This window comes from Enterobacter sp. 120016 (assembly GCF_018383635.1).
Classification (GTDB): Bacteria; Pseudomonadota; Gammaproteobacteria; order Enterobacterales; family Enterobacteriaceae; genus Enterobacter; species Enterobacter asburiae_D.
The window spans coordinates 47,580-68,165 of the sequence record NZ_JAHAWC010000001.1; the positions used below are offsets into that span (position 1 = coordinate 47,580).

The 20,586-nt window shown below is 51.9% G+C and carries 26 protein-coding genes and 1 pseudogene; 14 read left to right on the forward strand and 13 right to left on the reverse strand.

From position 1 onward, the window contains the following. The first annotated feature begins 55 nt into the window (after positions 1-55). The 3 genes from KIF87_RS00250 (at position 56) to KIF87_RS00260 (ending at position 3,269) form a co-directional block, all read left to right on the forward strand. Positions 56-583: a GNAT family N-acetyltransferase gene (locus KIF87_RS00250; RefSeq protein ID WP_202772991.1), complete on the forward strand. Its 528-nt coding sequence runs from the start codon at positions 56-58 to the stop codon at positions 581-583. 118 nt (positions 584-701) lie between these two features. Then, positions 702-2,153 carry a tagaturonate reductase gene (locus KIF87_RS00255; protein WP_213327526.1) on the forward strand — a complete coding sequence of 484 codons (1,452 nt, stop codon included), beginning with the start codon at positions 702-704 and terminating at the stop codon, positions 2,151-2,153. A gap of 201 nt (positions 2,154-2,354) precedes the next feature. Beyond that, positions 2,355-3,269 carry a bestrophin family protein gene (locus KIF87_RS00260; RefSeq protein ID WP_213327527.1) on the forward strand — a complete coding sequence of 305 codons (915 nt, stop codon included), beginning with the start codon at positions 2,355-2,357 and terminating at the stop codon, positions 3,267-3,269. Here the strand turns inward: KIF87_RS00260 and KIF87_RS00265 are convergent. After that, positions 3,257-3,805, reverse strand: coding sequence for a GNAT family N-acetyltransferase (locus KIF87_RS00265; RefSeq protein ID WP_059310094.1), 549 nt, complete (start codon positions 3,803-3,805; stop codon positions 3,257-3,259). The two genes, KIF87_RS00260 and KIF87_RS00265, sit on opposite strands and share 13 nt — an antisense overlap. A 117-nt stretch (positions 3,806-3,922) precedes the next feature. On the opposite strand from KIF87_RS00265, the gene KIF87_RS00270 reads away from it, so the two are divergent. The 6 genes from KIF87_RS00270 to KIF87_RS00295 all read left to right on the forward strand — a co-directional run bounded on the left by KIF87_RS00270 (position 3,923) and on the right by KIF87_RS00295 (position 9,397). Continuing rightward, positions 3,923-4,393 carry a GNAT family N-acetyltransferase gene (locus KIF87_RS00270; RefSeq protein WP_213327528.1) on the forward strand — a complete coding sequence of 157 codons (471 nt, stop codon included), beginning with the start codon at positions 3,923-3,925 and terminating at the stop codon, positions 4,391-4,393. 12 nt (positions 4,394-4,405) lie between these two features. After that, complete coding sequence (locus tag KIF87_RS00275) at positions 4,406-4,846, forward strand: GNAT family N-acetyltransferase (RefSeq protein WP_213327529.1); 441 nt, start codon at positions 4,406-4,408, stop codon at positions 4,844-4,846. 145 nt (positions 4,847-4,991) lie between these two features. Then, positions 4,992-5,987, forward strand: coding sequence for an alpha/beta fold hydrolase (locus KIF87_RS00280; RefSeq protein ID WP_213327530.1), 996 nt, complete (start codon positions 4,992-4,994; stop codon positions 5,985-5,987). Between the two features lie 44 nt (positions 5,988-6,031). Beyond that, entirely contained in the window at positions 6,032-6,772 is a 741-nt protein-coding gene (locus tag KIF87_RS00285) for a response regulator (protein WP_063142774.1), read from the forward strand. Continuing rightward, positions 6,769-8,067 (forward strand): ATP-binding protein, encoded by a 1,299-nt coding sequence (locus KIF87_RS00290; RefSeq protein WP_213327531.1) that lies wholly within the window; start codon positions 6,769-6,771, stop codon positions 8,065-8,067. The genes KIF87_RS00285 and KIF87_RS00290 overlap by 4 nt, the downstream gene beginning before the upstream one ends. A 139-nt stretch (positions 8,068-8,206) precedes the next feature. Next, positions 8,207-9,397 carry a cytochrome c biogenesis protein/redoxin gene (locus KIF87_RS00295; RefSeq protein ID WP_213327532.1) on the forward strand — a complete coding sequence of 397 codons (1,191 nt, stop codon included), beginning with the start codon at positions 8,207-8,209 and terminating at the stop codon, positions 9,395-9,397. A 6-nt stretch (positions 9,398-9,403) separates the two neighbouring features. Here KIF87_RS00295 and tam read toward each other — a convergent pair whose 3' ends face one another. Together tam and KIF87_RS00305 are read right to left on the reverse strand one after the other, a co-directional pair. Continuing rightward, positions 9,404-10,162, reverse strand: coding sequence for a trans-aconitate 2-methyltransferase (gene tam, locus KIF87_RS00300; protein ID WP_213327533.1), 759 nt, complete (start codon positions 10,160-10,162; stop codon positions 9,404-9,406). A gap of 83 nt (positions 10,163-10,245) precedes the next feature. Next, the gene (locus tag KIF87_RS00305) at positions 10,246-10,830 is read right to left on the reverse strand and encodes an NUDIX hydrolase (protein WP_213327534.1); all 585 of its coding nucleotides are present in this window, start codon (positions 10,828-10,830) and stop codon (positions 10,246-10,248) included. Between the two features lie 86 nt (positions 10,831-10,916). Here KIF87_RS00305 and KIF87_RS00310 point away from each other — a divergent pair, with 86 nt between their 5' ends. After that, the gene (locus KIF87_RS00310; RefSeq protein ID WP_213328003.1) at positions 10,917-11,690 is read left to right on the forward strand and encodes a DeoR/GlpR family DNA-binding transcription regulator; all 774 of its coding nucleotides are present in this window, start codon (positions 10,917-10,919) and stop codon (positions 11,688-11,690) included. A gap of 38 nt (positions 11,691-11,728) precedes the next feature. Here KIF87_RS00310 and KIF87_RS00315 read toward each other — a convergent pair whose 3' ends face one another. The 6 genes from KIF87_RS00315 to KIF87_RS00340 all read right to left on the reverse strand — a co-directional run bounded on the left by KIF87_RS00315 (position 11,729) and on the right by KIF87_RS00340 (position 15,055). Then, positions 11,729-12,091, reverse strand: a complete 363-nt coding sequence (locus KIF87_RS00315) for a TIR domain-containing protein (protein ID WP_213327535.1) — start codon at positions 12,089-12,091, stop codon at positions 11,729-11,731. 149 nt (positions 12,092-12,240) lie between these two features. Beyond that, on the reverse strand, positions 12,241-12,612 hold the full coding sequence (locus tag KIF87_RS00320) for a VOC family protein (RefSeq protein WP_213327536.1): 372 nt from the start codon (positions 12,610-12,612) through the stop codon (positions 12,241-12,243). 88 nt (positions 12,613-12,700) lie between these two features. After that, complete coding sequence (locus tag KIF87_RS00325) at positions 12,701-13,129, reverse strand: DUF4354 family protein (protein ID WP_213327537.1); 429 nt, start codon at positions 13,127-13,129, stop codon at positions 12,701-12,703. 13 nt (positions 13,130-13,142) lie between these two features. Further along, entirely contained in the window at positions 13,143-13,496 is a 354-nt protein-coding gene (locus KIF87_RS00330) for a hypothetical protein (protein ID WP_213327538.1), read from the reverse strand. Positions 13,497-13,567: 71 nt separating this feature from the next. Continuing rightward, complete coding sequence (locus KIF87_RS00335; protein WP_213327539.1) at positions 13,568-14,011, reverse strand: PACE efflux transporter; 444 nt, start codon at positions 14,009-14,011, stop codon at positions 13,568-13,570. 81 nt (positions 14,012-14,092) lie between these two features. Next, on the reverse strand, positions 14,093-15,055 hold the full coding sequence (locus KIF87_RS00340; RefSeq protein ID WP_213327540.1) for an NAD-dependent epimerase/dehydratase family protein: 963 nt from the start codon (positions 15,053-15,055) through the stop codon (positions 14,093-14,095). Positions 15,056-15,149: 94 nt separating this feature from the next. Between KIF87_RS00340 and KIF87_RS00345 the strand changes: the two genes are divergently transcribed. Next, positions 15,150-16,058: a LysR family transcriptional regulator gene (locus KIF87_RS00345; protein ID WP_213327541.1), complete on the forward strand. Its 909-nt coding sequence runs from the start codon at positions 15,150-15,152 to the stop codon at positions 16,056-16,058. Between the two features lie 330 nt (positions 16,059-16,388). On the opposite strand, the pseudogene KIF87_RS00350 reads toward KIF87_RS00345, so the two are convergent. Then, positions 16,389-16,970 (reverse strand): annotated as a pseudogene (locus tag KIF87_RS00350) (oxidoreductase); the annotation flags it as partial. 129 nt (positions 16,971-17,099) lie between these two features. Here KIF87_RS00350 and KIF87_RS00355 point away from each other — a divergent pair. Next, positions 17,100-17,648 carry a TetR/AcrR family transcriptional regulator gene (locus KIF87_RS00355; RefSeq protein WP_180264377.1) on the forward strand — a complete coding sequence of 183 codons (549 nt, stop codon included), beginning with the start codon at positions 17,100-17,102 and terminating at the stop codon, positions 17,646-17,648. A gap of 290 nt (positions 17,649-17,938) precedes the next feature. Then, complete coding sequence (locus KIF87_RS00360; RefSeq protein WP_047400308.1) at positions 17,939-18,157, forward strand: hypothetical protein; 219 nt, start codon at positions 17,939-17,941, stop codon at positions 18,155-18,157. A gap of 398 nt (positions 18,158-18,555) precedes the next feature. Here the strand turns inward: KIF87_RS00360 and lpxP are convergent, their stop codons facing one another. The 3 genes from lpxP to KIF87_RS23520 all read right to left on the reverse strand — a co-directional run bounded on the left by lpxP (position 18,556) and on the right by KIF87_RS23520 (position 20,255). Then, on the reverse strand, positions 18,556-19,464 hold the full coding sequence (gene lpxP / locus KIF87_RS00365) for a kdo(2)-lipid IV(A) palmitoleoyltransferase (RefSeq protein WP_032938037.1): 909 nt from the start codon (positions 19,462-19,464) through the stop codon (positions 18,556-18,558). Positions 19,465-19,663: 199 nt separating this feature from the next. Then, entirely contained in the window at positions 19,664-19,939 is a 276-nt protein-coding gene (locus tag KIF87_RS00370) for a hypothetical protein (RefSeq protein ID WP_213327542.1), read from the reverse strand. 79 nt (positions 19,940-20,018) lie between these two features. Further along, a complete protein-coding gene (locus tag KIF87_RS23520; protein ID WP_350360144.1) occupies positions 20,019-20,255 on the reverse strand; it encodes a YnfU family zinc-binding protein in 237 nt (78 codons plus the stop codon). A gap of 93 nt (positions 20,256-20,348) precedes the next feature. On the opposite strand from KIF87_RS23520, the gene KIF87_RS00380 reads away from it, so the two are divergent. Continuing rightward, on the forward strand, positions 20,349-20,582 hold the full coding sequence (locus tag KIF87_RS00380; RefSeq protein WP_001446196.1) for a YnaE/YdfK family cold shock protein: 234 nt from the start codon (positions 20,349-20,351) through the stop codon (positions 20,580-20,582). Positions 20,583-20,586 lie beyond the last annotated feature (4 nt).

The window sequence follows — 20,586 nt, forward strand, 5'->3', positions numbered from 1 at the left end:
TTGCGTTAAGAAGATGTTAAATGCACAGTGACGGTATTCAACGTAAGGAAAAACAATGAATACCTCACTGCAAATCAAAAATCTCACCCGAGACGAAATTCTTACCCACCTTGATGCGCTGGCCGGGATCCTCGAAAACTGTGTGAACGGCGGGGCATCCGTCAGCTTTATGCTTCCCTTTAGCCTGGAGAAGGGCCGTTCTTTCTGGCGCGGCATTGCTGAAAGCGTAGGGCGCAACGAACGCCTCGTGCTGGCCTGTGTCGACCCGCAGGACGGCGTCATCGGAACGGTGCAGCTGATTGTTGACCAGCCGGAAAACCAGCCGCATCGAGCCGATGTGGCGAAGCTGCTGGTTCATGAGAAAGCGCGCCGGAAAGGGGCCGCGATGGCATTGATGGAAGCGCTTGAAGCTGAGGCCCGGGCCAGGAATATTTCGGTTCTGGTACTAGATACCTCCACCGGCAGCGGGGCCGAGACCTTTTACCAGCGCGCCGGATGGCAAAAGGTTGGCGAGATCCCGCGCTATGCGCTGATGCCGGACGGCGCCATGACGGCCACGTCCGTGTTCTATAAGTTCTTATGATTATTTTGTACAACTACGCCGTGGATTGATCAAAACAGGGTTCCCGGTCGTTAAGTTTTGATAAGTTATCGTACCAATCTTATCAGGCTGTATGACTAATCATAAAAGGAACCCCCTTGTGAACACGCTCAACCGTCGTGATTTTCCCGGTGCTCAATACCCAGAACGCATCATTCAGTTTGGCGAAGGCAACTTCCTGCGTGCTTTTGTCGACTGGCAAATTGACCTGTTAAATGAACATACCGATCTTAACGCCGGTGTGGTTATCGCCCGTCCTATTCAGAGCAACTTCCCGCCGTCGCTGAGCACTCAGGATGGACTGTATACCACTATCATTCGCGGCCTGAATGAGAAGGGTGAGGCGGTAAGTGAGAGCCGTCTTATCCGCTCGGTTAACCGTGAGATCAGCGTCTACGACGACTATGACGCGTTTCTGAAACTGGCACACAACCCGGACATGCGCTTTGTTTTCTCGAACACTACCGAAGCGGGTATTAGCTACCACGCGGGTGACCGATTCGACGATGCCCCTGCGGTGAGCTACCCGGCTAAGCTGACGCGACTGCTGTTTGAGCGCTTCAGCCACTTCAACGGCGCACCGGATAAAGGCTGGATCATCATTCCGTGCGAACTGATTGACTACAATGGGGATGCACTGCGTGAACTCGTCCTGCGCTATGCCCAGGAGTGGGCGCTGCCTGCGGCCTTTATCCGGTGGCTAAACGACGCCAACAGCTTCTGCTCGACGCTGGTTGACCGTATCGTGACCGGTTACCCGCGCGATGAAGCGGCAACGCTGGAAGCTGAGCTGGGCTATCACGATGGGTTCCTGGACACGGCTGAACATTTCTATCTGTTTGTTATCCAGGGGCCGGCATCCCTTGCTCAGGAACTCCGTCTGGATAAGTACCCGTTAAATGTGCTGATTGTCGACGACATCAGGCCCTACAAAGAGCGCAAAGTCGCCATCCTGAACGGCGCGCACACGGCGCTGGTGCCGGTGGCATTCCAGGCCGGGCTGGATACGGTGGGCGAGTCGATGAATGATGCAGAGATCTGCGCATTCGTCGAAAAAGCGATTTATCAGGAGATAATTCCTGTTCTCGATCTGCCGCGTGACGAGCTGGAATCATTTGCCAGTGCGGTAACAGGGCGTTTCCGTAACCCCTACATCCGACACCAGCTGCTTTCCATTGCGCTCAACGGCATGACCAAATACCGCACACGCATCCTCCCGCAGCTGCTGGCAGGGCAGAAGGCAGGCGGACAATTGCCTGCACGTCTGACGTTCGCTCTGGCTGCATTGATCGCGTTTTATCGCGCGGAGCGTAACGGGGAGAACTATCCGGTGCAGGATGACGCATTCTGGCTGGAACGTTATCAGCAGCTCTGGGCGCAGCACCGCGACCAGCAGCTCACTACCCGTGACCTGGTGCAGTCAGTGCTGAGCGTGAGCGAGCACTGGGAACAGGATCTGACGCAGGTCGCCGGTCTTGTTGACCAGGTTACCCTGGACCTGGATGCGATTCTGCTGAAAGGAATGCGCGCAGCGGTTAAATCCCTTTGCTAATCACGTGACCCGGCTACGGCCGGGTTTAACGACACCCTTATTTAGTTACAACATACTATTTGCCCTTTTTTTTAAAAGCACCTGCAGCACCGTGCGGTTATTGCTAAGCAGGCGAGAAAATTCAATGTTTCGTTAACATGCTTGCAACTGTGAGGGGGATCACGTTTAATAGCTTCGCTCTTTTCTTTCCTGAAACTCACTATGATTGTTCGTCCTAAACAGCACTGGCTACAACTGATTTTTGTCTGGCACGGTTCGGTACTTCCCAAAATCTACACCCGATTGCTGCTCAACTTCCTGCTTTCTATCGCCGTTATCCTGATGCTGCCGTGGTATACCTCGCTGGGCATCAAATTTACCGTGGCGCCATTTAGCATTCTCGGCGTGGCGATCGCTATCTTTCTCGGTTTCAGAAACAACGCCTGTTATTCACGCTACGTTGAGGCTCGCCTGCTCTGGGGACAGCTGATGATAGCGGCACGCTCGCTGTTTCGCGAGGTAAAAAACACGTTACCTGACGATAAGCACCTGGGGGAATTTGTCCGCCTGCAGATTGCTTTTGCCAACTGCCTGCGCATGACCCTTCGGCGGGAGCTGAGCGCCGAGCAGCTCTCTCGTTATCTTGCTCCGGATGATTTACGTCACGTGATGAGCGCCAACTCGCCGGCAAACCGTATTTTACTGATCATGGGGGAGTGGCTGGCCGTGCGGCGGCGAAACGGGCAGCTTTCAGACATCCTGTTCCACAGCCTGAATAACCGTCTCAACGATATGTCCATCGTGCTTTCCGGGTGCGAGCGCATTGCGACAACGCCGGTGCCGTTTGCCTATACGCTGATTTTGCACCGCACGGTGTATCTGTTCTGCATCATGCTGCCGTTCGCGCTGGTTGTGGATCTGCACTACATGACGCCGTTTGTCTCGGCACTGATCTCCTACACCTTTATCTCGCTGGACACCCTGGCGGAAGAGCTGGAAGACCCGTTCGGCACTGAGAATAACGATCTGCCGCTGGACGCCATCTGCAACATGATGGAACGCGATCTGCTGCAGATGAACGATGAAGAGAACATTCCGGAAAGGCTGATGCCGGATAAGCATTATCAGCTGACCTGACGGGCGTTCCACTCGTCGCGGGTGATCTCCCACAGCTCAGAATCCAGCATACCGCTGACGTAGGCTTTTTGTTCCGTTCTGATAAGCCGCATGCCGCTACTGTCTGAAATACGCCGGGATCGGCTGTTGGCGGCGGCTTTCGGGGCGCGTAATACGGGTTTGTTTAGCGTATTGAACCAGTAATCCGTCGCGGCAATGCTGGCCTCGCGCATGTATCCCTGGCCCTGAAACTCCGGGGCCAACCAGAATCCTCGGTTGTTATCTTCCACATCGTACAGGCAGATAATACCCATCAGCGCGTCCGGCACCTCGCGACGACGAATGCTCCAGAACCAGGCAATCCCTTTCGCCATATCCGGCAGCGCCACGTTGTTGACATAGTTTTCCGCTCCGTTATCCGGGTAGGGCCAAGGCACCGAAGAGACCATATAGCGGACAATCTCCCAGCGCGGATAAAGCTTTTGAATCTGGGCCGCATCTTCGGCAACCAGCGGTTTTAGCAGCAGGCGTTCTGTCGTGAGCGTCGGTATCGTCATCCGCGGATCTCCATATTTAAGCGTTATGCTTTTGTTTGCGTTCTGGTATTTTCATCTTTACGGCACTCTATCCCAGTGAGCTCTTTTCCCATACTACTAAGAATTGCAGAGGTCATCATGGTATTAAGACGGGCCAACCCCCAGGAAGCCGAAATACTCTGGAATATTCGCAATCAGGCGATTCGTCACGGCTGTAAAACCAGCTACGACGCCGACGTCATTGCGCGCTGGACGCCAGATCTCATGCCCGACCGCTTTCGGCAGACGATCGTTGAATACCCTTTTTATGTGGTGGAAGATGAAAAGGGTGATATTGCGGCAACCGGCTATCTGGATCTGGATACCCACTGTCTGGAGGCGATATTCACCTTGCCCGCAGCATTCGGTAAAGGCATGGCGACCCGGATAATCGAGGCGCTCAAAAATGAGGCCCGCAGTAGAGGGATAACCCGCCTGAGGCTGGATGCAACGCCTAACGCCCAGTCGTTTTATCAGAAGATGGGGTTTGTGACGCAGAGCGAAACCTATCATCACTCGCGTATGGCAGGTGTTGATCTACGCTGTTTCGAAATGGCAATCGATTTGTAATGTGAGGAACACATGACTGTCACAGTAAGACCTCTATGCGAAGACGATTATTCCCGGTGGCGACCGCTGTGGGATGGCTATACCCATTTTTATGATTGCTACCTTGAGGAATCCGTCACCGCATCCACATGGGAAAGGGCGCTTTCAGCACATTCACCAATGTTCTGCCGGGTGGTCGAGAAGAACCAAAAGGTCATCGGTTTCGCGATGTGCATTCTCCATGAAGGCACCTGGTCAACGGCCCCCGTCTGCTACCTGGAAGATCTGTTTGTTGATGCCGACGAACGCGGAGCGGGCGCAGGTAAGGCGCTGATTGATGCTCTGATTGAGGAAGGCAAGCGCGAAGGGTGGTCAAAACTGTATTGGGTCACACGGGAGAACAACCCGGCGCGTAAACTCTATGACAAATATGGTGAAGCTGACGATTACGTCCGCTACCGCCTCTCCCTGTAAGGCGTCAACGCCTGTGTTTGTATCACACTGTATCAGCGTCCCGGATACATACACAGGCTTGCAATAAACCCGCTTTCGCACATATCCGCTATACATTGCAGTGTTGTTATATCCCCGTGAATTGTACTCAATCGGAGATACCAACATGTTTAGCAAACTCGCGTACTCAACTCTCGCACTGACCGTTTCTCTTGGCACCGTGATGGCCTGTCAGGCCGAAGTCACCGGCACAAACGCCGCGGCAGCCTTTGATCATCCGCAGCAAATTAACGCCGGCGATCTGAATGTCGGCTATGTCGACATCGGCCCGAAAAATGGCCAGCCGGTTATTTTACTGCACGGCTGGCCGTACGATATTCACAGCTATGCCGAGGTCGCCCCCGCGCTGGCGGCAAAAGGCTATCGGGTGATTGTGCCTTCTCTGCGCGGCTACGGCACCACGCGCTTCCTGTCAGCCAAAACGCCGCGCAACGGCCAGCCTTCAGCTATGGCGAAAGATATTGTAAACCTGATGGATGCCCTGAATATTAAGCAGGCGGTATTTGCAGGATATGACTGGGGTGCCCGTACGGCGGATATCGTTGCGGCGCTGTGGCCAGAGCGCGTTAAATCACTGGTGTCGGTGAGCGGGTATCTGATCAGTAGCCAGCAGATTGGCAAACAGCCGCTGCCGCCAAAAGCGGAGCAGCAGTGGTGGTATCAGTTCTATTTCGCCACCGCGCGCGGTGCTGAGGGCTATGCCAAAAACACGCATGACTTCGCCCGTTTGATCTGGTCTCAGGCCTCGCCTGACTGGAAATTTAGCGATGCTGTTTTTAACGCCAGCGCCAAATCGCTCGATAACCCGGATCACGTTGCCGTGACGCTCAGCAACTATCGCTGGCGTTTAGGGCTGGAAAAAGGTGAGCGCAAATACGACAGCTACGAGCAAAAACTGGCCGCGCTGCCGAATATCACCGTTCCAACGATCACCATCGAAGGCGGAAACAACGGTGCGCCGCACCCGGCTCCGCAGGCCTATGCGGGTAAATTTACCGGAAAATATGAGCATCGCACCTTCGGGGCAACCGTGGGGCACAATCCGCCTCAGGAAGATCCGCAGGATTTCGTCAAGGCCGTTGTTGACGCTGACAAGCTCTGAAATGTGCTATTTTCAGTACGTTACCCTTCGGTCTGGAGATTTCGGTGGAGCATATTGATCATATCCTTGTCGTCGATGACGACAGGGATATTCGTGAACTGATTGTCGATTATCTCGTTAAGTCGGGTTATCGCGCCACGGGCGCGGCCAACGGCAAAGAGATGCGCGTCGTGCTGGATAAACAGCATATCGACCTGGTGGTGCTGGATGTCATGATGCCCGGCGACGACGGGCTTACGCTATGCCGGCAGCTGCGCAGCGGCAAACACAAAGATCTGCCCATTCTGATGCTGACGGCCCGCAACGAGGAGACGGACAGGATCCTCGGTCTGGAGATGGGCGCGGATGACTACGTGGTGAAGCCGTTTGTCGCCCGCGAACTGCTGGCTCGTATCAAAGCGATTTTACGGCGTTTCCGCACGATGCCGCCCAATCTACAGGTAACAGAAGCAGGGCGGCTGGTGATGTTCGGTGAATGGCAGCTCGATACCGTCGCCCGCCACTTAATCGATCCGGAAGGGGTGATTGTGGCGCTCAGCGGGGCGGAGTATCGCCTTCTGCGCGTTTTCCTTGACCATCCTCAGCGGGTGCTGACTCGCGATCAGCTGCTCAACCTGACGCAGGGGCGCGACGCCGAGCTGTTTGAACGTTCTATTGACCTGCTGGTTAGCCGGGTCCGCCAGCGCCTGAACGAAGATGCCCGTACGCCCGCCTATATCAAAACCGTGCGCAGCGAAGGCTACGTCTTTACGATGCCGGTGACCATCAAAGAGGTTAACGAATGAGGCTATGGCCACGCTCGCTGCTGGCCCGTTTGCTGATCGTCGTGCTGCCCGGTCTGCTGCTGGCTAACGCCCTGAGCCTGACGCTGGTCATGATTGAACGAATGCACAGCGCCCGCACGGTGATGCTCGGTAATCTGGAAAACGACGTCGCAACCAGCGTCGCCATTTTAGACCGGCTACCGGCCAGCGAGCGCGCGGCCTGGCTTCCGAGGCTTGAGCGGGGTAACTATCGCTATATTCTGGGCACAGGGGAGCCCGGCGCAGCGCCGACGGATAAGCGTTCACAGGATGCCATCCGTACCTTAAAAGCGACGCTCGCGCCAGAGTATCCGCTCCGCTTCACCGCCGTTCCCGGCGCCATTTCGCACATCCAGGCGCATCTTACGTTACGCGATGGCTCGCCGCTGACCATTGACCTCATCCCGCGCATGCCGCCGGTCGCCAGCTGGCTGCCCGTTGTGCTCATCCTGCAGCTGCTGCTCCTGGCGGCCTGCTCATGGATCGCCGTGCGGCAGGTGGTACGGCCTTTTTCACAATTTACCCGCGCGGTGGACTCGCTGGATCCTGCAGCCAGCACGCCAATGACGGAGAAAGGGCCGTTGGAGGTGCAGCGCGCAGCCCATGCCTTTAACGCAATGCAGACGCGCATTCAGTCTTATCTCAGGGAGCGCGCGCAGATCCTGGCCTCTATTTCTCACGATCTCCAGACGCCCATTACCCGCATGAAGCTTCGTGTTGAAATGACGGAGCAGCCAGAACTGCGGGACAAGCTCTTAAACGACCTTGATAACATGTCGCGTCTGGTGCGGGAGGGTATTGCGTATGCCCGGTCATCAGAATCCCTGGAAGAGACCTCGCTGAAGCTGGAGCTGAACGCATGGGTCAATAGCATTGCCTGCGATTATCAGGACATCGGTAAAAACGTGCAGTTCCAGGCAGGCGAAGCTCGTTTACCGATCGTCACGCGCCCGCAGGCGCTTCGCCGGGTGATGACCAACCTGCTGGATAACGCCCTCAAGTTCGGTGAGCACGCCGCGATTGCCATAGATGATTCGTCCGACAGCGATGTGGTTATTCACGTTGTGGACGACGGACCGGGGATCCCCGAAGCCGAGCTTGAGGCGGTATTACAGCCGTTTTATCGGGTTGAAACATCGCGCAACCGCGATACCGGCGGAACAGGACTCGGGCTGGCGATTGCCGCGCAGCTTACCGCTCAGCTGCGAGGAAAGCTCAACCTGACGAACCGGGCCGAAGGCGGGCTGGATGTCTCCATTACGCTACCGCGCCGTTAGCTAATTGTACGGCTTTGTATCTCCCTGCCCGGGTGATACAGAGCCAGACAAAACCCGCGTTTTTACACATATCCTGAACACATCCGCACGATGAAATAACCTCACTGCAGCGTCGCAGGACTTGTATTGTGAGGTTTCTATGTTTCTGTTAATCGCTTTTCTGGGCGGGATGATAAGCCTGCTCAGTCCATGTACGCTCCCGGTTATTCCGCTCCTGTTCGCCGGTTTTCAGGGGCAGCGACGCCATATTCTGGCCCTGTTCGCGGGGATGATCGTGATGTTCACCCTGGTGGCGATGGTCGTCACCGTCGCCAGCGAGTGGATCGCAGAGGCAACCATCGTCGGGCGCTGGATCGCCCTCGTCATTCTGGCCGCGGCCGCGCTGGCCTTAATTTTTCCGTCGTTCGCCCAGCGTATTGCGGGTCCGGCCGTCAGCGCGGGAAATGTCCTCAACGCCCGAAGCGGGAAAACGCGCGGTATGGCATCAGCTTTTCTGGCCGGGCTGGCGGTCGGGCTGCTCTGGTCCCCCTGCGCCGGGCCCATACTGGGCGCCATTTTCAGTATTAACATCGCGGGCCACTCGGCCATTGCGACGGGCGCGCTGCTGGCAGCCTATGGCAGCGGATGCGCCCTGATGTTGAGCCTGCTCGTTTTAGGAGGCCGCACGCTGATGGCGCCGTTAAGAGCAAAATCGGCGCTGATGGAAAAGCTGCGGCAGGGGGCGGGCGTGGCGATGCTGGCGGCTGTCGTATTTAACGCGACAGGAATGACTTCGCTTCTTAAAGGAGCAAACGGTGTTGCGGACCGTCTGGAGACAACACTCCTTACGCTGGCGAAACCCACAGCCGCGCCGGTGAAGCTCCAGCCGGTCGTGATGGCAGAGCCCAGCAGCCAGCTGCCTTCGTTAAGCGGCGGAACAGGGTGGATTAACGGTGACCCTGTCACGTCTGAATCATTGCGAGGTAAGGTTGTGCTGATTGATTTCTGGACGTGGGATTGCATCAACTGCCAGCATACGCTCCCGCACGTGCGAGACTGGGCCACGAAGTATCAGTCGCAGGGGCTGGTCGTGATAGGGGTTCACACGCCGGAATACCCCTGGGAAAAACCGCTCGCCTCGGTGAAAAACGCGGTAAATAAGTGGCAGCTGCCGTACCGGGTGGTGACGGATAATAACTACCAAATCTGGAACGCTTTCGGGAACCAGTACTGGCCAGCGCATTATTATTTCGATGCAAAAGGCCAGCTGCGCTATACCGCCTTTGGCGAAGGCGATTATGAGCAGCAGGAAAAGGTTATTCAGCAGCTGCTCAAAGAGGCTCGTTCATAGCCCCGTTCAGGGCTGACGCTGAGCCACAATAAACAGCCGCGGGAAAGCCAGCAGTATCTGCCCGTTTTCCTGGAGTGGATACTGCTCTTCCAGTAGCTCATGGTAGCGTTTCAGGAAACGTTTCTGCTCGCTCTCATTCAGTTCCTGGAGCCACGGGCGCAAACCGGTGGCGCTTACCCAGTCAATAATGGCCTGGTGGGAGCTCATTTTATGGAAATAGGTTGTCCGCCAGATATCCACGTCACAGCCGGCCTCCGACAAGATGTCGTAATAGGCATGCACTCCCGGCAGAGGCTCGCGGCCGCGGTCAGGGTAGTCTTGCTCCAGCGCCACTTCGCGCATCGCTACGTGAGTGGGCTCAAGCCAGTTGTCAGGCATCTGGATCGCTAATACGCCGTTAAGCGTGAGCAGGGAAACTAGGTGCGGCAGGAGATCGTAATGGTCTGGGATCCACTGTAGCGATGCGTTAGCGTAAATCAGGTTCAGCGGCTGGCCAGGCTTGTACTGGCGGATATCAGCCTCAACAAAACGGCAGTCGGGTAACGCGGCGCGTGCTTCTTCGAGCATTGCAGGGGAGTTATCGACCCCGGTGATGTGTGCCGATGGCCAGCGATGCTTCAACAACGCGGTACTGTTTCCTGGCCCGCAGCCTAAATCAGCGATGGTGGAGACCTCATCCAGCGGAATTCTGGCGAGCAGTTCAGCGGCAGGACGCGTTCTTTCCGCGCCGTATTGCAGGTAAAGAGAAGGGTTCCAGTCGGCCATTTTCGGTTCTCCGTTTTGCAGGCTTCTGCAAGGATAGCACAGGCAGACACCTGCACGGCGGCAGGTGTCCGAAGTGCGGCAGGCTAGAGAATGCCTTTCAGCGCAACATGATAAAGCAGCATGATAGTCTTCCCGTCGACAATCTTGCCCGTTTCAATGCCGCGTAATGCCTCTTCAGGCGTCATTTCCAGCACGTCGATATCTTCTCCTTCCGCCTTGATCCCACCGCCTGCGCCGGTTCTGTCTTTCGGCTGGTACTCGGCAAGATAAAAATAGAGCTTTTCCGTAACGGAGCCCGGGCTCATATAGGCTTCAAAGATTTTCTGAACGCGTGAAACGTGGAATCCCGTCTCTTCTTCCGCCTCTGCTTTTATGCGGCTTTCGGGATCCATATTGTCCAGCAACCCCGCAGCGGCTTCGATTAAATCGCCCTCATGGCCGTTGATAAAGACGGGGAAGCGGAACTGGCGGGTCAGGATCACCGTCTTTTTATCACGGTTGTAGAGCAGAATCGTCGCGCCGTTCCCCCGGTCGTAGACTTCCCGGTGTTGACGCTGCCACTCGCCGTCACGTCGCTGCAGGTCGAATGTGTATTTTTTAAGGACGTACCAGTTATCTGACAGCGTTTCACTGTCAATGATGCGCACATCTGCACGTTTTGATTGCACGTTTGTTCCTCCTTACGTAGAGTATTTATCATAAACAGCATTATCGTGCACTTTCAAGACAAAACATGCAACATCAGGAATTCATGATGCTCACCAGTCAGCGAAAACAATTGATCCTCGAAAAGCTCGGCGCCGAAGGGCAGGTCCAGTCAAAAGCGCTCAGCATGTTCTTTGACGTCTCTGAAGACACCATCAGGCGTGATTTACGCGAGCTGGCGGCAGAAGGGCGTTTGCAGCGCGTTCACGGCGGCGCGCTTCCGGCATCTTCCGCGATTGCGCCCTTTGCTGAACGACAATCCGTGAAAATGGATGCGAAAAAACGGGTCGCCCGTAAAGGCGCGCAGCTGATTTCATCAGGCCAGGTGGTGATCGTCGACGGTGGCACGACGACCTCGGAGCTGATTACGTTTTTACCGGCAGACTTGCGCATCACGGTGGTAACGCACAGCCCGAGCATTGCCCTGGGGCTGGTCGATCATCCGTTCATTGAGGTGATTCTGATCGGCGGTCGCTTGTATAAACACTCTATCGTTGCGGTCGGCGCTGCGGCCATCGAAGGTATCGAAAATATTCATGCAGACCTGTTCTTTATGGGCGTGACCGGCATTCACCCCGACGCGGGGCTGACAACCGGTGATTTCGAAGAGGCGTGCATCAAACGTGCATTTTCCGGCAGAGCCGCGGAGACGGTTGTGCTGGCTTCTCCGGAAAAGATCAACACAGCGTCTTCGTTTGTGATTGGCGATGTGTCATCGGTGAACACCATCGTCGTTGAAGACAATACCGATAAGGAGTGGATCCGCGCGGTATCGGAAAAGGGGGTATCCGTCGTGTTGACCTCAGAGAGTGGCACTCTCTGATAGCCAGCCTGTAAGCACAGGCTGGCTGGCGGCCTGCCTTAAGCCTCAGGAATGCTCTCAAGGGCGGTATAAACCTTCAGACCATATTTGCGGGCGACCTCAATGTCCATATCGGCACCTTTAGACGCACCGGCAATACGATAAATCGCATCACATTTAGCTATGAGCCGGTGAGCAACGGGGTACAGCATCGCTTCACTGATTTCATCACCAACCGCTTTCGACCCAGCGGCTTTTGCCAACGGCAAAGCCAGCCATTCGCCAATGACCGGGACGTGACCCCGCTGGTAAACGGCTAATGCTGCGCTTTCGAGTCGCGCCAGATTCTCATCAATGCGTGCCTGAACGCCTTCGGTTCCGCTGCGATAGGGGCCGGCAATTAAAATCAGCTGTTGTGTCATAGGTACCTCTGTCAGTGTTATTGCATGAAGTTGCACGTTTACTGCCGATACCATACGGGATTGCGAGCGCGTTATAAAACACTTTCGTGCATTATCGTGCAAAAATATGCATGACAGATCATTTAATTGCTTCTGACAGAAGGGCTGAGCTACTGACTTTCCGGCGCATGGCACACCGCCTCGATATTATGGCCATCAGGCGAGATGACAAACGCGGCGTAGTAATTTTCACCGTATGACCTCAACCCCGGCCCGCCGTTATCACGTCCTCCGGCGCGCAGGGCGGCATGGTAAAACGCATCGACCTGCTGGCGCGTGTTGGCCACAAACGCCAGATGCAGAGGAGCAGGTTTATCATTTGTCTGAAAAATACAGAGCGAAACGTCGCCTGAACTCATTTCGACACCGTAGTCTGGCGTGCCTTCATCGATGAGTTCTACACCAAGCGGCTTAAGCGCATGGAGAAAGAAGGTTTTACTTTTTTCATAATCACTGACGCCGAATTTCACATGATCGAACATGCTTCCTTCCTTTACGAGATAGAGAAATAACGAGTATAGAAGGAGAGTGGGGGCGAACATGCTAAAGAACGCGTCAATGTGACAGGCATCAATTTATGCAGTCTTTTCCGATGCCGAAACGGACAAATGGCATATTTAAAACGTCAGGGTTTGAACTGGAAAAATAAACTACCCCTGTTCTGTTGTCCCGCGGTTCATATTTTTTCAACATATCCAGCTCAATGCCGGTGCTCATAAATGTCTTTCCGTTTTTATCAAACAGGAAGAAACACATTTTATTATCTTTGCCCGGCTCAATACTTTTACCCGATGCATTATCCAGCGTCACCTTATAGCTGACCATGTATTTTGCTTCGCCTGTTGTACTGTCCCATTGGCTTCCCTGAGACTCTTTTTGAGCGAAAATGGTGATTCCGTTGAGATTGTCGTCATGGCTCTCTTTCTGAACGGCCTGAGCCGTTCCGGCGGCGGACAACGCTAACGCAAGACAAATTCCTTTAATCAGGAGACTTTGCATTTTATTTTCCTCTTCATTTTTTACACTGATCCACTATAGAAAGAATTGAGTTATGCAACCCAGGATCGTGAGGGGCATAATAAAATTCAACGGAAGTCTGTTTTCCGCTGAATTTACTGACTTCGACCCAGGCAACATCGGTATAATCGCTATCCTGGAGATTATATCTTTCGCTACCATCAGGAAGGGTATCATCAAATTCCAGCGATAAATGTTCTCTGGATGATGCGTACATAAGGCAATCGGCAACCTGGCTTTTAGGATGATTGATATAGAAAGATGCCACTTCCGGATGCGTTCCAACTTTACCCAGATCCACGCAACCGCTTAAACACAGAGCGGGGAAGAGTATAAGAAGTTTATTCATAAAGCGGCGCCTCACTGCTGATTGTCAATCAAGAAGGCCAGCTTACCACCGTGCGCTATAACGCACAATCGCTACATAGCAACCCGTTTCCGTCCAACAAATATCCACCGAAGATAATCGTATAGCCAGTTAAACAGCATTGTGTATGGCAGGAAAAACAGTACCAGACCAATCTCAACGAAAAATGCCTCAGTCATGGTTAAATCCAGCATAATCATCGCGACGGGGATTAAGGTGACGATCAGTCCTGTTTCAAAACCCACCGCATGAATAGCACGAACGAGAAATGTTCGTTGAAACTGATGTTTTTTTTGCAGGGAGTCGAAGAGTTTATTAAATACAAAATTCCAGGCCGTTGCGGTAAGTGCAGATATCACGGACAGGGAGCCTGACTGGAGTATCGACACGTTCATCAGCCAGGCAAGCGACAGCGCGATGATAACGTTAGCTATCACTTCAAAAATGACGGCATGGAAGATTCTCTCTTTAATACTTTTATTTAATTCAATTTCCATTTGCTTAGGGCTGCGTTTTTCAAAAGCTGAAGTATATCAGACATCGTTCAACTCTTTCTAAACGTGCAGGTTAGGATTATGTTAAATACAGCCCAGACCATCTAATGTGGCATGCACGGCCTCAATAAGAGGGGTCTGCGGTTCATGGCCTAAAAAGGCAATCAGTTTTGAATTATCCATCTCTATTGTCTGCTCCCAAAGATAGCGCATCTCCCGCATTTCATGCAGCGTAGCGTTAAAGGGACTCATCGTGGAGATAAGCCACCAGGGAAATGACTTCACCTTCGCCTTAATACCGGCACGCATCGCGACGTGCTTTATGGCTGCGGTCATCTCTGTCCCATCAGGATCCCAATGCCCGCGCATATGGAAACTGGCAAACGGCTCGAGCTCATCCCGACGCGCCAGCAGTGCTGCGAGCGTTTCGGCGACATCCGGCAGATAGGCCCACTGATGGCCAGCGCCGGTTTTCCCGGGGTTTTTAATTACCTTCGGCGTATGCCCCGGTTTGACTAATCCCTGTGAAAACCAGTTGTTTCCAGCATGGGGACCAAAAAAGTCGCCAGCCCGCAAAATCAGCACCTTTCCGCCACGCTGTGCATAGGCTGCGAGCTCTTGCTCCATTTGCACGCGTATGGCTCCTTTTCGGGTAACCGGGTTCTGAAGGGAATCCTCGCGTAAGAGGGGAAAAGCATCCGGGCCGTAGTTATAAATCGTCCCCGGCAGAACGATTAATGCACCGTTTCGCTCCGCTGCGCTGATGGTGTTATGCAACATGGGCAAAACCAGCTGTTCCCAGTTTCGATAACCCGGCGGGTTAACGGCATGGACAATCACGCTGCAATCTGACGCCGCGGCCTCAACCTGCTCAGCATTCTGCGCATCGCCGCTTATCCACGTAATACTATTGTTGTGCGCGTCTTTTCCCGGAACGCTGCGGCGTAATGCACGTACATCCCATTCGTCACGGATCATTTTACGGGCAATTTCGCCACCGATCCCGCCCGTTGCACCCAATATCAGTACCTTATCTGTGCTTTTCATCGTCATACCCTTGTTGGTTATCTGCTTGACATCTTAATGAGCGCAAGTGATAAATGTAATTGCATAATATAAGCCAGCAGGTATGCATTTTTGTATGAAGCTCAATATCCCGTGGGAATGGTATCGCACCTTTTTGGTCGTGATGAAAGAAGGGTCCTTGTCTGGGGCCGCACGCAGGCTTGCCATTACCCAGCCAACTGCCGGGCGTCATATTGCGGCGCTGGAATCAGCCCTGGGCCTTGTTTTATTTACCCGTTCGCAGACAGGATTGCAGGCCACGGACGCAGCCGTCGAGCTGAAGGGCCATGCGCAAGCGATGGAAAATACGGCCATGATGATTGAGCGGTCGGCTGCCAGTTTCAGTTCCGGCGCAACCGGACTACGAGGCGTGGTGCGCGTTGCCGCCAGTGAAATCATCGGCACCGAGGTTCTGCCTCCGGTGATTGCACACATAAAGGAAGAATACCCGCAAATAACCGTTGAGCTGGTTCTGTCTAATCGCGTTCAGGATTTACTGAACCGGGAAGCGGACATTGCTGTACGCATGACCACACCGGTGCAGGAGCAACTGATTGCGCGTCGGATGGGCAGGATTGAAATAGGTCTGCATGCCGCGCCAGCGTATCTGTCACGACATGGTGCACCGGAAAGTATTGATGAATTATTCACCCATACGCTTGTGGGTTTCGATAATATGACGCCTTTTATTTTACAAGCGCTTAAACAGTACCCACAGCTAAACCGCGAACTGTTTACCGTGCGAACCGACAGTGATATTGCACAGTTAAACCTCATACGCGCCGGGGCAGGTATCGGTATGTGTCAGGTGCAGCTCGCCGATTTTTCTCCGCCGTTACAGAGGATAATGCCTGATTTCTTTGCATTTCATCTCGACACCTGGCTGGTGATGCATGAGGATCTACGCCACAGCCAGGCCTGTAAAACGGTGTTTGATTTTCTTGCTGAGGGTTTACAGGCTTATATCAACAGGGCAAAACGGTGAGCCATGCACTGTGAGAGGAGCAGCGTGACGATAACAGCACTTGAGAAGACACAGTCAGGGACCATTATCATCCAGGCCAAGGATGTCCACAAAACGCCAGATTTCTCCTCACTCCATATTGGTGCGCATAATGTATATTATGTTAAATCACCTACTGTGGTAAATAAGTTCATATGACACTCCCACTAACTGATAAATCAATACGTTAGGATTTCTGATCTCCCTCTCGTTTCTTGCATTAGGTACAGAGTACATTCTCTTCATATCCATGATAATTTTGAGGTAAATATTGTGTATTCACTAAAGCAGTTGGTTATCTCAGGCCGTAATACGCTGATTAGCACCATCTTTAAGGAACTGTTCCAGCAGATAACCATTCGCACCATGGATTTCGACTCCGTCAAACCCGGCGACAATGGCATTTGCAGCTGCCTTTCTGAAATCATCGATGATCCCCTTTATTTCCTCCACTTCCAGCGCACGTGGTTCAGAAACATCAGCAAAACCGTTGTTCACAAAGGTTTTCGTCTCAGCGCGGATAGCGGAAGGTGCGACTGGTGCAGCGCCACCAGGCTGTAAATCGACATGCGAAATTCGCCCTACGTGCCAGAGCTGTACAAATATACGCCCACCTTTGGCATGGACTGCGTCAGTCACTTTGCGCCAACCCTCTATTTGAGCTTGCGTATAGATCCCCGGTGTATCCTGATATCCCTGCGCTTGTGGCGAAATCTGCGTGGCTTCGGTAATCAATAATCCTGCTGAAGCTCGCTGGGCGTAGTAAGTCGCTGCCAGTTCGCCCGGTACCAGCCCAGCACCAGCCCGGTTACGCGTCAGAGGGGCCATCACGATGTGGTTGGTAAGTGTTATGAGGCCAAGATCATAAGGTTGAAATAATGCCTGGTTCGTCATGTTTATCCGCCTGCAAATGATTGGTTGAGGTACTGATTTAATGATGGTGATCATAATCTAAAAAGTCAATCAGTTTGATTATGATCATCATCAATGTATAATCAGGCTCTATTTGAAAAGGGTAGAAACGTGAAAGTGTCAAAAGAGCAGGTTCGCGAGAACAGGATGCGAGTTGTTGAAACGGCCTCAGAACTTTTTCGTGAGCGTGGTTACGATGGGATCGGGATATCGGAACTGATGTCTGAGGCAGGGTTAACTCACGGTGGCTTTTACAAGCATTTTGGTTCCAAGGCAGATTTACTGTCTGAGGCCATGAACTGCGGCTTTACGCGATCCGCAGAAAAAACGGAGGGTGTTAATCGGGAAAAATTTATTGAATATTATCTCTCCCGACAACATCGTGATGACATGGGAAAAGGCTGCGTGATGTCGGCTCTGGGTACTGATGCAGCTCGTCAATCTGAATCAATAAAAGAGACGTTTGCGGCCGGAATTGAGCGGCAACTTGAAGTTTTAGGAACCGAAAATGGCACGCGCGCTGACTTGATAAATACCATCGCGCATCTTGTTGGCGCCCTGGTGTTGTCTCGTGCCTGTCCAGATAATTCCGCTCTTGCTGACGAAATTCTGGATGTTTGTCGCGAGCGTCTTATCAGTCATGACTCTTGTAAGGGATGAATTTTCTGGTAAAAGAATTTTGCTGTGCGGTTCATTTAAATAAATTGCGAATGTCCGCTCCTGGCACAAAGCTGACATCCCAACCTGTATCAGATCATTAATATTGCCATAAGTTAAGCTAGTAACTCTCTGGTATGACGTATCAACCAAATTTGATGTTCGCTGAAAGCTGGTTGGTCCCAGGCGCAATGCCTATGTCAGCTTGCAGGTGAAATAATAACAGAAGGCCTATCCAATGCGTGTTATAAGCGAGTATGAAAACCTCCACACTGGTGGTTGAGAGGCATGGCATGAAATTACGAATCACAAGAGCAATCGGCCTCAGCAAGTTCTCGCCACGTTGGGTTAAGGTTATCTGTTTACGGTTAGCAAAAAATGATATTGAGCGCTCCCTCAATGCTCTTCTGGCCAACATTGATGAATCTGAGCTCTCTCCAGAGCAAATCAAAGCGTTTAGGGAATGCGTTGACAGGATTAACCTGGCACGGGGTAAGGGGATGCAGGCGTGAGCACTTTTAATTAAGCATTTTTCGATGTTGCTTTGGCAATGATGGCTTTTATCCAAAAAATTTGGCAGGTGAAAAGTAGTCTAAGCGTTTGATAAAAGGTAAGCCCAAACCATATATGCGCGGCGCGTTTGCAGCGCAAGTATCGATGACAGGCCGACACGAACGGAGCTCTCGAAAGCCACATATGAGCCAATGAAGGCTGATGAGAGCTCATAGGGATGAAACTGTCCGCTATGAGCGAAAAACGGACCTTCAAATCCGAACCGGTTTAATTGATTAACCTTGGCTGTCAGTCAACCCATCGTTAGCATGAATCCGATCGAAAATTCCTTATCGCATTTTTTACAAATACGCAGTGGCAAGAAAGATGGATTCTGGCTCGTGACAAGTAGAGTTGTTCATTTGTATAAAGAGACTTCGCCTTCAGGACGCGTTTTGAACCTGCGATGCATCCACAGGTATTGCTCAGGAGCACGGAGAATTTCACGCTCGATGATCTTGTTCATATAAGCCGCTGCGGCGACCTTGTCTTCCCCTGGATAGCCTGATAACGGATTGCTGATATACATGTGATAACCTTTTTTATCGCTACGTCGAATCATGCTAAGTGTGATCAAGGGTGCACCAGCGAGTTTTGAAAGGGCATACGTTCCGTTCGTCGTTGCTGCTTTTTTTACCGAGAAAAAAGGTGCAAAAACGCTTCCTTTAGACCCATAATCCTGGTCTGGTGCAAACCAAACGGCTTCACCAGCTTTTAGCGCATGAACAAAACCAGATAAATTACGTCGATTAATCATAGCTTTATTTGAACGCATACGCCCTTTTGTCTGTACCCATTCCATTAATGGATCATTGTGTGGGCGATACGTTGCCATCATAGGATGGCATAACCCCATTACTCTTCCACACAACTCAAGGGACATAAAATGAATCCCGACAACCATTACTCCTCTTGTCGCACCGGTCAGGTTTTCAAGCCCTTCGACATCAAACCATTTTTTGACTCTCGCATCGCTCCAGAACCAGGCCATTCCTGTTTCCATCAGTCCCAGCCCGAGAGAAACAAAGTTTTTATTGACCATCTGGCTCCGGGCAAACGGTGTCATCTCGGGAAAGCACAGTTCGATATTTCTAATCGCAATCCGTTCCCGGCGTTTCAGAAAGGGTCTGGATATTTTTCCAAGGCCAGAGCCCAGAATATGTAAAACCGGGTAAGGAAGTTGAACGAGAAGCCACAGCAGACCCAAACCAGACCAGGTAAGCCAGTGGCGAGGATGAAGTAAATTATGAGTAAAAGTCTGTGCCATAAATTTCCTTAATGCTAATGAAGGTTATAACGCAAAAGGAAAACAATGAGGCAATTCGTCTTTAGCGATACATTTTGTTTTAGATAATTTAAATTCATCTAAATTCAGGAAAAAATATTTTCCAGTGGCTGGTGAATAATTTAAAGAGCCAAGGGTGAATTGTAAGTCAGCAAATTTATTCCGTTATAAATCCATGGTTTTATCCTTGATACTCAAGGAATTGTCTTCTTGATTCATCATCATCAAGGTACTCAAAAGAAAGAAGCCGAATTTTGGTAAGTTTATAAAACCACTCACAATCGTTTCGTTGAATAATTTCGCCTGGTTTGAAACATATCCCGGATACCTCCCGAATAATCGCATATTTACCATTACTAAACCTGACCCGGTGAATACAGAAAGGTTGGCCAGGCTGTCCGTGACAGCTGTTCGACATGATATGCCCTTCAATAAAAACAGATTTTTTAGATTTCATTATCATACCCTCGACAACAGCAGTACAGGAGGAATGTTGTCATTTTCCGACATCACTGACGTTAAGTGGCAGAAGCTGATCAGCCGCCGATACACCAGCATTCTGAAGGTCTGAACAACAGTCCGCAGGCAGGGCACTCAAGAACCGCATCTTTTCTTAGTTTACCTGCTTTCTGATCGGCTCTGTGTGCACATACCGGACAGGCAACATGAACCGGTCTTTCTTTAAAATACCTGAGCCCATTTGTATAAGACATAAATAATTCTCTGAGGAATAGAGTAATTATTATACGCTTTAATAAAAAAATAACTGGCATAAGTTATGTTAAGTTGTGTCTGAATCAGGATATCAGATATTGAAAATTGAACGTCTTATTTATGATACACTACCCTTCCGTGAGAAATTTAAGATGAAATCAGAAGACACCCTTGACTGGTATCCGGCACAATTACCGCCTGTGAAAATTATTCTTGGAGAAGCCGTGCTGGCTGTGGGTAAACAGGGCCGACCGATTAATACCCGCACCTTGCTGGAATACCTTCAGGTCATACAGGACAAACAAAAAAGGCGGGATGACAAAATCGCCATGCAGACTGCGATTGATGTTCTCAGGGATAATCAGCGCATTAACGGCAGACGTTAATGCA

What these genes read in the sequence shown, in the direction of transcription:
- KIF87_RS00250 (WP_202772991.1), top strand. Translation starts at nt 56, where the DNA reads ATGAATACCTCACTGCAAATCAAAAATCTCACCCGAGACGAAATTCTT.
- KIF87_RS00260 (WP_213327527.1), top strand. Translation starts at nt 2,355, where the DNA reads ATGATTGTTCGTCCTAAACAGCACTGGCTACAACTGATTTTTGTCTGG.
- KIF87_RS00265 (WP_059310094.1), bottom strand. Translation starts at nt 3,805, where the DNA reads ATGACGATACCGACGCTCACGACAGAACGCCTGCTGCTAAAACCGCTG.
- KIF87_RS00270 (WP_213327528.1), top strand. Translation starts at nt 3,923, where the DNA reads ATGGTATTAAGACGGGCCAACCCCCAGGAAGCCGAAATACTCTGGAAT.
- KIF87_RS00275 (WP_213327529.1), top strand. Translation starts at nt 4,406, where the DNA reads ATGACTGTCACAGTAAGACCTCTATGCGAAGACGATTATTCCCGGTGG.
- KIF87_RS00280 (WP_213327530.1), top strand. Translation starts at nt 4,992, where the DNA reads ATGTTTAGCAAACTCGCGTACTCAACTCTCGCACTGACCGTTTCTCTT.
- KIF87_RS00290 (WP_213327531.1), top strand. Translation starts at nt 6,769, where the DNA reads ATGAGGCTATGGCCACGCTCGCTGCTGGCCCGTTTGCTGATCGTCGTG.
- KIF87_RS00295 (WP_213327532.1), top strand. Translation starts at nt 8,207, where the DNA reads ATGTTTCTGTTAATCGCTTTTCTGGGCGGGATGATAAGCCTGCTCAGT.
- tam (WP_213327533.1), bottom strand. Translation starts at nt 10,162, where the DNA reads ATGGCCGACTGGAACCCTTCTCTTTACCTGCAATACGGCGCGGAAAGA.
- KIF87_RS00310 (WP_213328003.1), top strand. Translation starts at nt 10,917, where the DNA reads ATGCTCACCAGTCAGCGAAAACAATTGATCCTCGAAAAGCTCGGCGCC.
- KIF87_RS00315 (WP_213327535.1), bottom strand. Translation starts at nt 12,091, where the DNA reads ATGACACAACAGCTGATTTTAATTGCCGGCCCCTATCGCAGCGGAACC.
- KIF87_RS00320 (WP_213327536.1), bottom strand. Translation starts at nt 12,612, where the DNA reads ATGTTCGATCATGTGAAATTCGGCGTCAGTGATTATGAAAAAAGTAAA.
- KIF87_RS00325 (WP_213327537.1), bottom strand. Translation starts at nt 13,129, where the DNA reads ATGCAAAGTCTCCTGATTAAAGGAATTTGTCTTGCGTTAGCGTTGTCC.
- KIF87_RS00330 (WP_213327538.1), bottom strand. Translation starts at nt 13,496, where the DNA reads ATGAATAAACTTCTTATACTCTTCCCCGCTCTGTGTTTAAGCGGTTGC.
- KIF87_RS00335 (WP_213327539.1), bottom strand. Translation starts at nt 14,011, where the DNA reads ATGGAAATTGAATTAAATAAAAGTATTAAAGAGAGAATCTTCCATGCC.
- KIF87_RS00340 (WP_213327540.1), bottom strand. Translation starts at nt 15,055, where the DNA reads ATGAAAAGCACAGATAAGGTACTGATATTGGGTGCAACGGGCGGGATC.
- KIF87_RS00345 (WP_213327541.1), top strand. Translation starts at nt 15,150, where the DNA reads ATGAAGCTCAATATCCCGTGGGAATGGTATCGCACCTTTTTGGTCGTG.
- KIF87_RS00360 (WP_047400308.1), top strand. Translation starts at nt 17,939, where the DNA reads ATGAAATTACGAATCACAAGAGCAATCGGCCTCAGCAAGTTCTCGCCA.
- lpxP (WP_032938037.1), bottom strand. Translation starts at nt 19,464, where the DNA reads ATGGCACAGACTTTTACTCATAATTTACTTCATCCTCGCCACTGGCTT.
- KIF87_RS00370 (WP_213327542.1), bottom strand. Translation starts at nt 19,939, where the DNA reads ATGAAATCTAAAAAATCTGTTTTTATTGAAGGGCATATCATGTCGAAC.
- KIF87_RS23520 (WP_350360144.1), bottom strand. Translation starts at nt 20,255, where the DNA reads ATGCCAGTTATTTTTTTATTAAAGCGTATAATAATTACTCTATTCCTC.
- KIF87_RS00380 (WP_001446196.1), top strand. Translation starts at nt 20,349, where the DNA reads ATGAAATCAGAAGACACCCTTGACTGGTATCCGGCACAATTACCGCCT.